At 69.6% G+C, this 15,953-nt stretch carries 6 protein-coding genes; 5 read left to right on the forward strand and 1 reads right to left on the reverse strand.

Annotation, left to right across the window (positions count from 1 at the left end; translation table 11 throughout):
- A complete protein-coding gene (gene epsE, locus D6860_RS19330; RefSeq protein WP_229743269.1) occupies window positions 1–1,215 on the reverse strand; it encodes an exopolysaccharide biosynthesis GT4 family glycosyltransferase EpsE in 1,215 nt (404 codons plus the stop codon).
- Between the two features lie 177 nt (window positions 1,216–1,392).
- On the opposite strand from epsE, the gene D6860_RS19335 reads away from it, so the two are divergent.
- The 5 genes from D6860_RS19335 to D6860_RS19355 all read left to right on the forward strand — a co-directional run bounded on the left by D6860_RS19335 (window position 1,393) and on the right by D6860_RS19355 (window position 15,951).
- Window positions 1,393–2,223: a glycosyltransferase family 2 protein gene (locus D6860_RS19335; protein ID WP_076625312.1), complete on the forward strand. Its 831-nt coding sequence runs from the start codon at window positions 1,393–1,395 to the stop codon at window positions 2,221–2,223.
- Entirely contained in the window at window positions 2,220–3,584 is a 1,365-nt protein-coding gene (locus D6860_RS19340) for an oligosaccharide flippase family protein (RefSeq protein ID WP_076623008.1), read from the forward strand. Before D6860_RS19335 ends, D6860_RS19340 begins: the two co-directional genes overlap by 4 nt.
- Before the next feature lie 189 nt (window positions 3,585–3,773).
- A complete protein-coding gene (locus D6860_RS19345; protein ID WP_076623009.1) occupies window positions 3,774–10,229 on the forward strand; it encodes a type I polyketide synthase in 6,456 nt (2,151 codons plus the stop codon).
- A gap of 5 nt (window positions 10,230–10,234) precedes the next feature.
- Window positions 10,235–11,251 (forward strand): glycosyltransferase family 2 protein, encoded by a 1,017-nt coding sequence (locus D6860_RS19350; RefSeq protein ID WP_076623010.1) that lies wholly within the window; start codon window positions 10,235–10,237, stop codon window positions 11,249–11,251.
- A gap of 5 nt (window positions 11,252–11,256) precedes the next feature.
- The gene (locus tag D6860_RS19355) at window positions 11,257–15,951 is read left to right on the forward strand and encodes a MupA/Atu3671 family FMN-dependent luciferase-like monooxygenase (RefSeq protein WP_076623011.1); all 4,695 of its coding nucleotides are present in this window, start codon (window positions 11,257–11,259) and stop codon (window positions 15,949–15,951) included.
- Window positions 15,952–15,953 lie beyond the last annotated feature (2 nt).

Raw genomic sequence — 15,953 nt, forward strand, 5'->3', positions numbered from 1 at the left:
TCAACCGTTGTCCCGCGTCGCGAGGATTTCCGACACCAGCGTCTCGGCCCCGAGGCTCGCGCGGAAGCGGGTCTCGACCTGAATGCGCCCGGCATCGCTGAAGCGCTGGGCGCTGTCGGGGTTCTGTGCGAGATCGCGGATCGCACGGGCCAGCGCGGTCGGGTCCTTCGGCGGGACGAGCTTGCCGTTGTGGCCGTCGTCGATCAGCTCGCGCACCCCGCCCGCGTCGGTGCCGATCACCGGCACGCCGCAGGCCATCGCCTCCATGTAGGCCACGCCCAGGGGTTCATGCCACGAGGCGAGCACGAAGACATGCGCATCGAGCAGCTTTTGCTTTACCGCGCCCGCGTCGATGGCGCCCAGCAGCTTCACGTGGTCCTGCAGTCGCAGCTTGCGCAGGTGCGCCTCGAGGTCCTTGCGGAAGCCCTCGCCTCCGGCGTCGTCCTCGCCGGCGATCTCGAGCCGCACGTCGACCCCCTGGTCGAGCAGCTGCCGCATCGCCGACATCAGGTCCTGGTGGCCCTTCACCACGTTGAGCCGGCCGCAGCTGAAGAGCCTGAGCGGCCGCCCCTTCTCGGGCGGCTGGTAGGGCGCGTCGCGGCGCAGCTCGTCGGTGTCGACGCCCATGGGGCGGACCACCAGCCGCGGCGGCAGGTCGTCGGGCATCGCCTCCTGCATCTCGTTCAGCAGCTTGTGGGTGATGATCGTGGCAAAGGCGGCGTGGCGCCACTTGAAGCGCTGGCCCGGCCCGTAGTCCGACAGCGGGCCATGCAGCGTGAGCGAGTAGGTCGGTCCACCCATCTGCCGCGCCAGCGCCGCGATCAGCGCCGCGCGGGCGCAGGAATGCACGTGCACGTGGTCGAGCCCGCGCTCGCGCGCCAGCGTCACGAGCGCGCGCGCGGCAGAGAGCGTCACGGCGACGTCCTTCGCGAAGCCCGGCCCCTCGCGCAGGATGGCGCGGGGCAGCCCGCGCGGCAGCAGCGCCCATAGTGCCTGCAGCGCGGCGACGGGCTCGACTTGACCGAGGTAGGTGGTCCGCGCGATCGCGTCCTGAGACCAGTCGTGCGAAATCAGCCCGGAGTGCGGCATCCGGGTCGACAGGAGATGCACCTCGTGCCCCATCGACTCGAGCACCTGCACCTCGCGCCAGAAGAAGATATGTGTCTGCCCCGGAAACTGGGGCACAAGATACCCGATCCGCAATTTCTGCGACACGCGTCCCCCCGGATTTCAGGATTCCCGGGCGATCTGTCCGGGATTTGTGACAACTTCCATGTGATTTCTTTTTTTGGCCACAGTTTGCTGTCAGGTCATCGGCGAGCGGGAGAGGAAAATCGTCCATGTGTGGCGGCTATGGTACGGATCATGTCGGCTGAGCACCAAACGGCCGGGATGCCTGCGGTGTCGGTCGTCCTTCCGGCGAGCAACGAGGCATCCCTGATCGGGCCCTGCCTGCGCGCGCTCTGCGCGTCGCGCCTGCCGGGGGTTCTGCGGGCCGAGGTCATCGTCGTCGCAAACGGCTGCCGGGACGACACCGCCGATCGGGCCCGCGCCGAGATACCCACATTCGAGGCGCGCGGCTGGGACGTGCGGGTGATCGAGCAGGCCCATGGCAACAAGCTCGCCGCGCTCAACGCCGGAGACGCGGTCGCGCGGCACGATCTTCGGGTCTATCTCGACGCCGACGTCACCGTGAGCCCCGATCTTCTTGCCCAGCTGGTCGACGTGCTTGAACGTCCCGGCCCCCGCTACGCCAGCGGACGGGTGGTGATCACCGCCCGCAGCGTCCTGTCACGGGCCTATGCGCGATTCTGGCAAACGGTGCCGTTCATGCGGCAGGGCGTGCCCGGCTGCGGCCTCTTCGCGGTCAACGGCGAGGGTCGGGCCCGCTGGGGGAGGTTTCCCGAGATCATCTCGGACGATACCTTCGTCCGCCTGAGTTTTGCTCCCGGCGAGCGCGCGGGCGTTGCCGCAACATATGACTGGCCCATCGCCGAGGGCTTCGGCAATCTCGTGCGCGTGAGGCGGCGGCAGAACGCCGGGGTCGCCGAGATCGAACAGAGGTATCCCGAACTGCTCGCCAACGACGACAAGCCGACCCCGACCCGGGGCGAGACCCTGGCGATGGCGCTGCGCGATCCACCGGGCTTTGCGGTCTACGCGGCGGTTGCGCTCGCGGTGAAGCTGCGCCCGCAGGCGGCGGAGTGGAGTCGCGGTCGATGAGCCAGGCCATCCTCACCCGGTTCCGGGGCGCGTCTCTCTCGGCCCGCGCGGTGCGCTCGTCGCTGCTGACGGTGGGCGGCTTCGGTTTCGGGCAGGCGATAAGGCTTGCGTCGAACCTCATTCTGACGCGGCTGCTCTTCCCCGAAGCCTTTGGCCTCATGGCGCTGGTGTCGGTCTTCATGATGGGGCTTCAGCAGTTCTCGGACGTGGGGGTGACGCCGGCGATCCTGCAGAGCCGCCGTGGCGATGACCGCGATTTCCTCAACACGGCGTGGACGATACAGGTTCTGCGCGGGGCAGGGCTGTGGCTCGCGGGATGCGCGCTGGCGTGGCCCATGTCGCTGTTCTACGACGAGCCGCAGCTACTGCACATCCTGCCGGTGGCAAGCCTCGCGCTGCTGATCGTCGGGTTCAAGCCGACCCGGATGGACACCGCCAACCGGCACCTCCTGCTCGGGCGCGTCACGCTTCTCGACGTCATCACCCAGACCAGCGGCGTCCTCGGGGCCATCGTGCTCGCGTGGTGGACCGGGTCGGTCTGGGCGCTGGTGATCAGCGGTCTCATCGCGAGCGCGGTCGAGGTCATCATCAACTGGCTCTTCCTGCCGGGTGAGCATAACCGCTTCCGCTGGGAGCCTGCCGCGGCGCAGGAGCTCATCACCTTCGGCAAGTGGATCTTCCTGTCGACGGTCTGCGGGTTCTTCTTCAGCCAGAGCGACAAGATCCTGATGGGGAAATATCTCACGCTCGACGTGCTGGGGATCTACAACATCGGCTATTTCCTCGCCGCCTTCCCGATGCTGCTCGGGGGGATGGTGACGCGCCGTATCCTGATCCCGATCTACCGCGAGACGCCGCCGACCGAAAGCCGCGAGAACTTCCAGCGGTTGCGCAAGATGCGGTGCGTGGTGACCGGTGCGCTGATAGGACTCGTCGGCGTCTTCGCGATCACCGGGCACTGGCTGGTCGATCTGCTCTACGATGACCGCTACGTCGCCGCCGGCGCGGTGACGGTCATCATCGCCTGCGTGCAGATGCCCCAGATCATCGTGCAGACCTACGACCAGGCGGCGCTTGCGGCGGGCGACAGCCGGACGTTCTTCGTGCTGGCGCTCGCGCGGGCGGTGCTGATGGTGGTCTGCCTTCTGGCCGGGCTCGAGATCGCAGGGTTCCTCGGCGCGCTGCTCGGCATCGGCGCCGCCTACCTGCTGGCCTACCCGGTGGTCGTCTGGCTGGCGCGCCGCATGGGGGCATGGGATCCGCTGCACGATGCGGTCTTCACGTTGGCCGCCGGGGGATTCGCCGCGCTGGCGGTGGCCCTGAACTGGCCGCACATCGTGGCGCTGGCTGCCTTGGGTTGATCAACCCGAACGGTCGCCTTGCGGCGACAATTCCCAGATATCCCGAGACTGTTTTTCGTGGCACAACAGTTACTCTGAGTCTTTGGCATTCCGGGGGCGAGGCCGGTGGGGATAGCTCAAACTCGCCGCATTTCCTCCCCATTTATCCTTTACAGAACCCTAGTGTCACATGTGACGGGGTAACGGGTCATGAGCAATGCAGCACAGCACGTCGCCGGCGAAAACGACATCGCCATCGTCGGCATGGCCGCGCATCTGCCGGGCGCCGAGAGCATCCTGCAATACTGGGAGAACCTGCGCGCGGGCCGCTCCTCGATCCGGCGCCTGTCCGAGGACGAGCTGCTCGAGGCGGGTGAGTCCCCCGGCCTGATCCGCCACAAGGACTACGTGCCCTTCGCCGCGCCGCTCGACGATTTCGAGATGTTCGACGCCGAGTTCTTCGGGTTCTCGCCCAAGGAAGCGGCGATCATGGACCCGCAGCACCGCCAGTTCCTCGAGGCCGCCTGGGAGGCCTTCGAGAACGCCGGCCACGTTCCCGAAAGCTTCGACGGCCAGGTCGGCGTCTTCGCCGGCTGCGGGATGGGCTCGTATTTCTACTTCAACGTCTGCTCGAACCCGGACCTGGTCGAGAACACGGGCATGTTCCTGCTGCGCCATACCGGCAACGACAAGGACTTCATGACCACGCGGGCGAGTCATGTCTTCGACCTGCACGGGCCGTCGATCAACCTCCAGACCGCCTGCTCGACCTCGCTCGTGGCGGCGCATTACGCCTGCCAGGCGCTGCTCAACGGCGAGTGCGACATGGCACTGGCGGGCGGCGCTACCATCGAGCTGCCGCAGCGGCGCGGCTACCTCTACAAGGAAAACGAGATCCTCTCGCCCGACGGCGCATGCCATGCCTTCGATCACCGCGCGCAGGGCACGGTCTTCGGATCGGGCGCGGGCGTCGTGGTGCTGCGCCGGCTTGCCGATGCGCTGGCCGACGGCGACCACATCTGGGCCGTCATCAAGGGCACCGCCGTCAACAACGACGGCGCGCAGAAGGCGGGTTATCTCGCGCCGTCGGTCGACGGCCAGGCGCAGGCGGTGGCCGAGGCGCAGGCCATCGCGGGCATCCGGTCGGATACCGTGGACTACGTCGAATGCCACGGCACCGGCACCTACCTTGGCGACCCGATCGAGGTCGCCGCCATGACGCAGGCCTTCCGCGAGACCTCGACCGCCGTGGGGCATTGCCGCATCGGCTCGGTCAAGACCAACATCGGGCATCTCGACACGGCGGCGGGGGTGGCGAGCCTCATCAAGACCTCGCTGGCGCTGCACAACGCCGAAATGCCGCCCTCGCTGGGCTTCGAGGCGCCGAACCCGGCGATCGACTTCGACAATTCGCCGTTTCTCGTGAATGACCGGCTGACGCCCTGGCCGCGCGCGCATCATCCGCGCCGGGCCGGGGTCAACTCGCTGGGCGTCGGGGGCACGAATGCCCACGCCGTGCTCGAGGAGGCGCCCGAGATGGCACCCTCCGAGGACAGCGACTGGCCGTTCCAGATCCTGACGCTCTCGGCGCGCAGCAAGGCGGCGCTCGACGAGGGCGCGAAGCGGCTTGCGGCGCATTTGCGCGCCCACCCCGAGCAACCGTTGGCCGACGTGGCCTTCACCCTTAAGGAGGGCCGCCACGGCTTCGAGAAGCGCCGTATCGTCGTGGCCGAGACCCACGAGGAGGCCGCCCGCCTGCTCGAGGAGGACAACCCGCGCCGGGTGCATTCCCACAGCGCCGTCGAGCGCCCCGAGGTGGTCTTCACCTTTCCCGGCGGCGGCGCGCAATACGCCGGCATGGCGCGGGATCTCTACGAGACCGAGCCGGTCTTCGCCGAATGGATGGATCGCGGGCTCGACGCGCTGGCCGGGATCACCGACGCCGACATCCGCGCGCTCTGGCTGCCCGAGGGTGACACCGCCGAAGCCGACGCCGCGCTGAAGCGTCCGTCGCTGCAGCTGCCGCTGATCATGATCACCGAGTACGCGCTGGCGCAGCTCTGGATGAGCTGGGGCATCGCGCCGGTCGCGCTGGCCGGTCATTCGATGGGCGAGAACACCGCCGCCTGCCTTGCCGGCGTGATGAGCTTCGAGGACTGCATCGGGCTCGTGCACTTGCGCGGGCGGCTGTTCGACACGGTGCCCGCCGGCGGGATGCTGTCGGTCAACCTGCCGGCCGACGCGCTTGCACCGCGTCTGGGCGATGACCTTGACCTTGGCGTCATCAACGCGCCCGAACTGTCGGTCGCCTCGGGGCCGGTGGCCGCGCTTCAGGCGCTCGAGACCGCGCTGAAGGCCGAGGGCATCGAATGCCACCGCATCGCCATCGACATCGCCGCGCACAGCCGGATGCTCGAGCCGATTCTTGCGGACTTCCGGGCGTACCTGGCCTCCATCGACCTGCTCCCGCCGCAGATCCCGCTGACCTCGAACCGCACCGGCGCGCTGATGACCGAGGCTCAGGCGACCTCGCCCGACTACTGGGTCGAGCATCTGCGCGGCACCGTGCATTTTGCCGACTGCATCGAGGCGGTGGCGCGGCCCAACCGCATCTTCCTTGAGGTCGGGCCGGGCAAGGCGCTGTCGGCACTGGCGCGGCAGCATCCGCAGGTGAACGGCCAGCAGGTGCTGTCCTCGCTGCGGCACCGCGACGAGACCATCGCCGACGACAAGCACATGTTCGAGGTGCTGGGCCGGCTCTGGGCGCTGGGCGCCGCGTTCGACTGGGGGCAGGTCTGGGGCGATACGCGCCGCCGGCGCGTCGTGCTGCCCTCCTACGCCTTCCAGCGGGCGCCCTATTTCATCGCGCCGGGCAAGGCGCAGGCCGACACCGCGCCGCAATACCTGATGCGCACCGACGACCTGTCGCAATGGGGCTGGAAACCGGTCTGGCGCCCCCGCGCTGCCGCGGTCGAGGTCGATGTCGAGGCCGGTCTTGCCGATGCCGAGCCGCAGACATGGCTGATGTTCATGGACGAGGCCGGGCTGGCGGCGCGCGCCGCCGCGCGGCTCTCCGGCGCCGGGCATACGGTCGTCGAGGTGCGCCCCGGCGACAGCTTCACGCGGCTTTCCGACACCTCCTGCCTGCTGGCCCCAGAGCGCGGCCGCGAGGGCTACGACCTGCTGTTGCAGGATCTCGCGTTGCGCGGTCATGTCCCCACCCGCATCGGGCACTTCTGGCTGGTGACCGAGGGCGAGACGCATCGCCCCGGCTCGAGCTTCTTCCACCGCCTGCAGGAGCAGGGCTTCTACTCGCTGCTCTTTCTCGCGCAGGCGTTGGCCGACGAGAACGTGCCGCGCCCGCTGCACCTGACCGTGGCGACCAACGGCGCTGCCCGGCTGCGCGACGAGGCGCTGAGCTCTCCGGCCAAGGCGACCATCGCCGGGCCGGCGCGGGTGATCCCGCGCGAGTTGCCGGGGGTGACGGTCTCGACCCTCGACCTCGTGCTGCCCGCCGCCGCGGAAGAGGGGTTGCTGAGGCACCGCAAGTCCGTGGCCGAGCGGAGTTCCGCGCTCGACCGTGTGGCGGACCAGCTTCTCGAAGAGCTGCTTTCCGCGCCCGCCAACGCCATCGCGGCGCTGCGCGGGGCGCGCCGCTTCGAATGCGCCATGAAGCCGGTGACGCTGCCGGCCGAACCGCCTGAGCCAGAGGCCGGCGGCACCTATCTTGTCACCGGCGGTTTCGGCGGCATCGGCCTGACGCTGGCGCAGGATTTCGCCGTCCGTGGCGCAAACCTCGTGCTGGTCTCGCGCGAGGCGCTGCCCGAGCGTGGGCAATGGGACGACTACCTTGGTCGTCATGCCCCGCAGGATCGGATCGCCCGCCGCATCCGCGCGGTCCGGGCGCTGGAAGAGGCCGGGGCCGATGTCATGGTCGCCGCCGCCGACGTCTGCAACCTCGGCCAGATGCAGGCGGTGCGCCGCGCCGCCGAAGACCGCTTCGGACGCATCACCGGCGTGATCCACGGCGCGGGCGTCATCGCCGATGCGCCTCTGCTGACGAAAAGCCCGGCCTCGGTCGAGGACGTGTTCACGCCGAAGATCCACGGCACACAGGTGCTGGGCGAGGTCTTTCCCGACGGCAGCACCGACTGGATGGCGCTGTTCTCGTCGTCTTCGACGGTCACTGCTCCGCCGGGCCAGGTGGATTACGTCGCCGCCAACGAATACCTCAACGCCTTTGCCCAGGCGCGGGCCGGGGGCCGCACGCGGGTCGTGGCGATCAGCTGGGGCATCTGGAACGAGGTCGGCATGGCCGCCGAGGCGGTCGCCGCGCGCCGGGGCGAGGTGCCCAAGGCGCCGGTCGAGCCCGCCGGTGTGCCGATGCTGGACGAAAAGACCTTTGACGGGCAGGGCAACCGGCTGTTCACCGCGCGCTATTCCTCGGACGACTGGTTCATCGACGAGCACCGCACGAAAGCGGGTGACGCGCTGCTGCCGGGCACCGGATACCTCGCGCTCGCCGCCGAGGCGTTGCGGGCGCAGGCCGAGACGGGTCCGTTCGAGATCCGCGACCTGACCTTCCTGCGGCCGCTGCGTGTGGCCGACGGCGGCTCGCGCGAGCTGCGTTTGCGGCTGTCGCGCCGCGACGAGGGCTACGGGTTCGACGTGCTGGCCGACGCCACGCTGGGGGGCCGGCGCGGGCACGCGCTGACCGCGCAGGGCACGCTGGCGTTGCTGCCGATGCAACGGCCCGAGCCGCTCGACCTTGCCGCGATCCGTGCCCGTTGCGGCAAGCCCGTGGTTGCCGCGCCCGGCGGCAAGCTTGCCACCGCGCAGGAGGTGCAGCTTGCCTTCGGTCCGCGCTGGAAGGTGCTCGACAGCCGCGCGCTGGGCGAGGGCGAGGGCATCGCCGAGTTGTCGCTGGCCGACAGTGCCCGTGGCGACGGTTGCCTGCTGCATCCCGCGCTGATGGACATTGCCACCGGCTGGGCGATGGAGCTGATCAAGGGCTACCAGCCGACGCACCTCTGGGTGCCGGTGAGCTACGCCCGCGTTCGTGTGCACGCGCCGCTGACCGGAAAGATCGTCAGCTGGGTGCGCAACGCCGCGGAGAACCGCGCCGATGCCGAGACCGCGAGCTTCGACATCACTCTCTGCGCGCCCGACGGCGCGGTGCTTGTCGAGATCGCGGGCTTCACCATCCACAAGCTGGCGCAGGCGGACGTGCTGCAGGCCGCGCCGCGCCTGACCGCCGCCGAGCTCGAGGTCGACGGCCCGCAGGACGCCGCGCAGCCGCTCTCTCCGGCCGAGGAACGGCTGGCCCACAACCTGAGCCAGGGCATCCTGCCCGCCGAGGGGGTGGCCGCCTTTGCCCGCGCATTGGCGCTGGGTGCGCCGCAGGTGGTGGTCTCGTCGATGGATCTCGACGCGCTCACCCGGCAGACCGCCGCCGCGACCGCCGAGCAGGCCAGCCCGCAGAAATTCGACCGCCCGCAGCTCGACGGCGATTACGTCGCGCCGGAGAACGACATCGAGCGTACGCTCGTCGGCTTCTGGGAGGATCTTCTGGGCGTGCAGACCGTCGGTGTCGAGGACAGCTTCTTCGATCTCGGCGGGCACAGTCTCATTGCGGTGCGGCTGTTCTCGATGGTCAAGAAGACATGGCGCATCGACTTCCCGATCTCGGTGCTGTTCGAAGCCCCGACGATCCGCAAGTGCGCCGTGCTCATCGCCGAGCAGGCGGGCATCGCCGCCGAGGATGCACCCGAGGGGGCCGCGCCCAAGGCCCCGGAGCGCCGGTTTACCCACATCGTGCCGATGCACGATGGCGAGGGCGGTCCGAAGACGCCGTTCTTCCTCGTGGCGGGGATGTTCGGCAACGTGCTGAACCTGCGCCACCTCGCGCATCTTCTGGGCGCCGACCGGCCCTTCTACGGGCTTCAGGCGCGCGGGCTCTACGGGGGCGAGGCACCGCATCACGACATCGTCGAGATGGCCCGGGACTACATTGCCGAGATGCGGCAGGTGCAGCCCGAGGGCCCCTACATGGTCGGCGGTTTCTCGGGGGGCGGCATCACAGCCTTCGAGATCGCCCGGCAGCTCGAGACGGCGGGCGAGGAGGTGTCGCTCTGCGTCCTGCTCGACACGCCGTTGCCGGTGCGCCGCCCGCTTGCGCCGCGCGACCGGCTGCTGATCCAGCTGCAGGAGGCGCGCGCCAAGGGGCCGTTCTACCCGCTGCTCTGGGCGCGCAACCGCATCCGCTGGGAAATCGCGAAGCGCCGCACCGGTGCAGAGACCGGGGCCGAGCACAGCTTCCACAACGCCGAGATCGAGGCCGCCTTCCTCGCGGCGGTGGCCCGTTACGAGGTCACACCGTGGGACGGTCGGCTGGTGCTCTACCGGCCGCCGCTGGTGGGCAAGTGGCAGGTCTCGGGGGGTCGCATCGTGAACTCCGAACGGGCCTACGTCCTGAACGACAACGACTGGTCGCGGTTCGTGCCGCATGTCGAGGCGCATGAGGTGCCCGGCGACCACGACTCGATGGTGCTTGAGCCCAACGTCCGCGTGCTTGCCGCGCTGATGCGCGAGGCCATCGCCGGCGCCGAGGCCCGGCGGCACGGCTCCGAGGTGGTGGATTTCCCCAACCACCGGGCGGCGGAGTAGCGCAGATGGGACCGAAGCTGCTGGTCATATCGCTGAACTACCGGACGGCCGCCATGACCCTGCGCTCGGTCCGCGCCGCGCTGCGCGAGATGCAGGGGCTCAACGCCGAACTGATCGTGGTGGACAACGACAGCGGCGACGGCTCCTTCGAGACGATGCAGGCAGCGCTTGCCGCGGAGCCCTGGGCACGGGGCGCGCCGGTGCGGCTGATCCAGGCGGGGCGCAACGGCGGCTTCGGCGCCGGCAACAACGTCGGAATCCGGGCCGGCTGGTCCGACGGCAGCCGCCCCGATTACGTCTACATCCTGAATTCCGACGCCTTTCCCGACCCCGGGGCGCTGTCGGCGCTTCTGGATCACCTTGAAAGCCATCCGGCCACGGGCTTCGCCGGCAGCTACATCCACGGCGAGGACGGCACACCGCACCTCACCGCCTTCCGCTTCCCCTCGGTCTGGTCCGAGTTCGAGGGCGCGGCGCGTTTCGGGCCGTTCTCGCGGATGCTGAAGCGCAAGATCGTGCCCATCGGCATTCCGCAGACCCGCGAGCGGGTCGACTGGCTTGCCGGGGCGTCGATGATGATGCGGCAGAGCGTGCTCGACGAGATCGGGCTCTTCGACGAGACCTTCTTTCTCTACTTCGAGGAAACCGACCTTTGCCTGCGCGCGGCGCGGGCCGGACACGAGGTGCATTACATCCGCGACAGCGAGGTCACGCACATCGGCTCGGTCTCGACGGGGATGAAGACCTGGGCGCGCGTGCCGGGCTTCTGGCTCGACAGCCGCTGGCATTATTTCACCAAGAGCCACGGTCGCGCCTATGCGGCCATGGCGACCCTCGCGCATGTGGCGGGCGGGCTGACGTGGCGGCTGCGCCGGCTGGTGCAGCGCAAGCCTCCGGCCGATCCGCCGCGCTTCCTGCGCGATTTGTTGTTTCACGATCTCAAGGCGCTGCTTCGGCCCCTGCCGGCGCAACGCGAGGCGCGCTCCGGGCACACCGGCGCGCTCGGGACCCAAGCGGAGTAATCAGGATGGCGCAGTTTTCCAGCGTGGTGATCGGCAATGAATCCCTGCTCGTGCAGTGCAGCGAGAAGCTGCTCGCGGCGGGCCACGCCATCCGGGCGGTGGTGACCCGAAACCCCGACATCGCGGCATGGGCCGAGGGCCGCGCGTTGCCGGTCGTGGCGCCGGGCGCGGGGCTTTCGGCACGGCTCGCGCCGATGGGCGGCTTTGACTGGCTGCTGTCGATCTCGAACCTCGACATGATCCAGCGCGACGTGCTCGCAATGCCCGCGCAGGGCGCGGTCAACTTCCACGACGGCCCGCTGCCCCGGCACGCCGGGCTCAACGCCCCGGTTTGGGCGCTGATCGAGGGCGAAAGCCGCCACGGCATCACCTGGCACATGATCGAAGGCGGTGTCGACGAGGGCGACATCCTTGTCACGCGCGGGTTCGACATTGCCGCGACCGATACCGCGCTGACGCTCAACACCAAGGCCTACGAGGCCGCCATCGACAGCTTCGGAGACCTGCTCGACCAACTCGAACACGGGCTGCGCCGCGTGCCGCAGGACCTGTCGCAGCGCAGCTATCACGCACTGGCCGACCGTCCCTCGGCGCATGGTCTGCTTGATTTCACCCGGCCGGCGCATGAGCTCGCGCGGCTGGTGCGGGCGCTTGACCATGGAGGCTATGCCAACCCGCTCTCCGCGCCGAAGCTGCGCGCGCACGGCAGGCTCTGGCTTGTCGGCAGCGCAAGGGCGGTGGAGGGCGCCGGCACGCCCGGCGCGGTGGTCGAGGCGACCGACGACCATCTCACCGTGGCCTGCGGCGAGGGCGCGCTGAAAATGGCGCATTTCACCCATCTCTGCGGCGCGCTGGCGCTGGTGGCGCAGGTCGGCAAGCCCGGTGACGTGCTCGATGTGCCCTCGGTCGAGGAACGCGCCGCCATCTCCGCGCGTGTCGCCGAGGTCGCGCCCCACGAGCGCCACTGGCGCGCACGGCACGCCGATCTCGCGCCGGTCGAGCTTCAGGGCCTCGGCAAAGGCGGCGGTGCGCTGGTCTCGCGGCCGCTTGTGCTGGGCGAGGCCGTCGCGCCGGAAGCCCTTGTCGCCGCATGGGCGGCGCGGCTTGATGGGCATGACCTCTGCGATATCGCCTGTGCCGACGCCGCGCTCGCGGACCTCTCCGGCGGTGGGTTCATCGCGCCCTGGGTGCCGCTGCGCATAGACGCCGGGGGCAGCCTCGGCGGGCTGGCCGAGGCGCTGGAGACCGCGCTGAACGAGACCCGCAAGCGCAAGGGCTTCCTGACGGACCTGCCCGCCCGCGATCCCGACCTGAGCGGCCCGCCGCAGGTGCCGCATATCGGGCTCAGCTTCGGCGCGGGGCACATCCCCGGCACCGCCGTCACGGTCGAGCTGACCGACGGCATGGCCACGTTTCACACCGACACCGGGCGGATGCCGCCGGCGCAGGCCGAGCTGCTCGCCGCGCGCCTGGAACTGCTGGCCCGCGAGGCCGATGCCGGAGCAACGGTCGCCGCGCTGCCGGTGCTGCCCGAGGCCGAGCGCGACATGGTTCTCAATCGATGGAACGCCACCGGGCAGGCGCATGACTGTGGCCTCACCATGCAGGCGGCCTTCGAGGCGCAGGCGGCCAGGACGCCGGAGGCCATCGCGCTGGTCTTCGAGGACCGCGCGCTGACCTATGCCCAGCTCGACGCGCGTGCCAACCAGGTGGCGCATGTGCTGCGCGGCATGGGGGTGACGGCGGGCACGGTCGTCGGGCTGCACACCCGTCGCTCGGTCGACCTGATGGTGGCGGCGCTGGGGATCCTCAAGGCCGGAGGCGCCTACCTGCCGCTCGACCCGGCCTACCCGGCGGACCGGCTGAGGCACTACATCGCCGACAGCGGCGCGCCGGTGATCGTGACTCAGGCGGCGCTGCAGGGCGAACTGCCGCCGCACGAGGCCGCGCTTCTGGTCATCGACGCCGATCCGCGTCTTGCGCAGGCGTCCACGACGGTGCCCGAAGCGGCCAGCAACCCCGACGATCTTGCCTACCTGATCTACACCAGCGGTTCGACCGGCACCCCCAAGGGGGTGATGATCGAGCATCGCAACGTGCTGAACTTCTACCTCGGCATGGATGCCGTGGTGCCGCACGATCCGCCGGGCATCTGGCTTGCCGTGACCAGTCTCAGCTTCGACATCTCGGTGCTTGAGCTGTTCTACACGACCGCGCGCGGCTTCAAGGTGGTGCTGACCTCGGACGAGGATCGCGGCCTGATCTCGAAGGGGCCGATGCCGCTGTCGGATCACGGCATGGAGTTCTCGATCTACTACTGGGGCAACGATGACGGCACCGGACGCGACAAGTATGCCATGCTGCTCGAAGGCGCGAAATTCGCCGACGCCAACGGCTTCTCGGCGGTCTGGACGCCCGAGCGGCACTTCCATGCCTTCGGCGGCCCCTACCCGAACCCCTCGGTGACCGGCGCCGCCGTCGCCGCCGTGACCCGCAACATCGGCGTGCGGTCGGGCTCGGTGGTGGCGCCGCTGCATCATCCGGCGCGCATCGCCGAGGAATGGGCGGTGATCGACAACCTGACCAACGGTCGCGCGGGGCTTGCCATCGCAAGCGGCTGGCAGCCCGACGACTTCGTATTGCGCCCCGAGAACACGCCGCCGGACAACAAGCCGGCCATGCTCGAGAGCATCGACCAGCTGCGCAGGCTCTGGCGCGGCGAGGCAGTGGCGTTTCCGCGCAAGGACGGCAGCCTGTTCGACGTGGTGACGCAGCCGCGCCCGGTGTCCGCGGAGCTGCCGGTCTGGGTGACGACCGCGGGCAACCCCGAAACGTGGAAGGAGGCTGGGCGGCTCGGCTGCAACGTGCTGACGCACCTGCTGGGCCAGTCCATCGACGAGGTCGCCGAGAAGATCCGCCTGTATCATGCCGCGCTGCGCGAGGCGGGGCATGACCCGGCCGAGTTCAGCGTCTCGCTGATGCTGCACACCTACATCGCCGACAGCCGCGACGCGGCTCGCGAGACGGCGCGCGGTCCGATGCGCGAGTATCTCCGCTCGGCGGCGGGGCTCATCAAGCAGTATGCCTGGAGCTTTCCGGCCTTCAAGCGACCCAAGGGGCTCAACAACCCGTTCGAGCTGGATCTCGAGATCCTCACCGACGACGACCTCGAGGCGATCCTCGACTTCGCCTTCGAGCGGTATTTCAACGAAAGCGGCCTGTTCGGCACGGTCGAGGACGCGCTTCAGCGGACCGAGCAGCTCAAGCGCATCGGCGTGACCGAGATCGCCTGCCTGATCGACTACGGCATACCGCGCGAGCAGGTGCTCGACGGGCTGAGACCGCTGGCGCAGGTGGTGAAGCAGGCCAATGTCGCGCCGGAACTGGCGGAAGACGATTTCTCGATCGCGGCGCAGATCCTGCGGCACGGCGTGACGCACATGCAGTGCACCCCGTCGATGGCCCGGATGATCGCCATGAACGACGAGGCCCGCTACGCGCTTTCCAAGGTGCAGCAGCTGTTCCTTGGCGGTGAGCCGCTGCCCGGATCGCTGGTCGAGGAATTCGGCCGGATCACCGAGGCGCGCGTCACCAACATGTATGGCCCCACCGAGACGACGATCTGGTCCTCGACCGAAGCGGCCTCGGCCGCCGAGGGCATCGTCAACATCGGTACACCGCTCGCAAACCAGCAGCTCTACGTGCTCGACGACGCGCAGCAGCCGGTGGGCGTGGGCCAGCCGGGCGAGCTCTGGATCGGCGGCGAAGGCGTGACCCGCGGCTACTGGGGCCGCGCTGACCTGACCGCCGAGCGCTTCGTTCCGAACCCGTTCCACGGCGGGCGGATGTATCGCACCGGCGATCTCGTGCGGCGGCGGATCGACGGCCGGATCGACTTCATCGGCCGCGTCGACCACCAGGTGAAGCTGCGCGGCTTCCGCATCGAGCTGGGTGAGATCGAGGCGGTGATGGAGGCGCAGCCGGGCATCACGCAGGCCGTCGTCGCCGCGCGCGAGGACCAGCCGGGCGACATCCGGCTCGTCGGCTACTACACCTCGGATGCGCCGCTGAACGAGGCCGACCTCAAGGCGGCGATGGGCGCGGATCTGCCCGGCTTCATGGTGCCGACGCACATGATGCGGCTCGACAGTTTCCCGCTGACGCCGAACAAGAAGGTCGACCGCAAGGCGTTGCCGAAGCCGGTGGCACGGACGGTGTCCGCGCCGAAACCGGCGGTGGCCGCGCCCGCGCTCGCGCCGGTCAGGCCGGCAGTCCCGCAGGGGCAGGGCGACGCGAAGCTGCAGGCGCAGATCGCCGAGATCTGGTCAACGGTGCTGGGCGTCTCCGAGATCGCCGGGCGCGACAGTTTCTTCGACCTCGGCGGGCACTCGCTGCTGGCGGTGCAGGCGCACCGGTCGATCCGTGACGAGCTGGGTGCGCGAGGACTGTCGATCACCGACATCTTCCGCTTCCCCGTGCTCGAGGACCTGACCGCCCGGGTGGCCGCACTGCTTCAGCCGGAGACATCGCCTGCGCCCGCCGCCGCGGAGCCTCGGCAGACGGCGTCCGCAGTGCAGGCCCCCGAGCCGGTCGCGTCGACGCCGGCCCCGGCCCCGGAACCTCTCGCGAACGACCGTGCGCAGGCACGGTCCGAGGCGATGGCCCGCCGCCGGGCGATGCGGGCGCGGCGCAGCGCCTGAGC

It is taken from the genome of Salipiger sp. D13 (assembly GCF_003703915.1).
GTDB lineage: Bacteria > Pseudomonadota > Alphaproteobacteria > Rhodobacterales > Rhodobacteraceae > Salipiger > Salipiger profundus.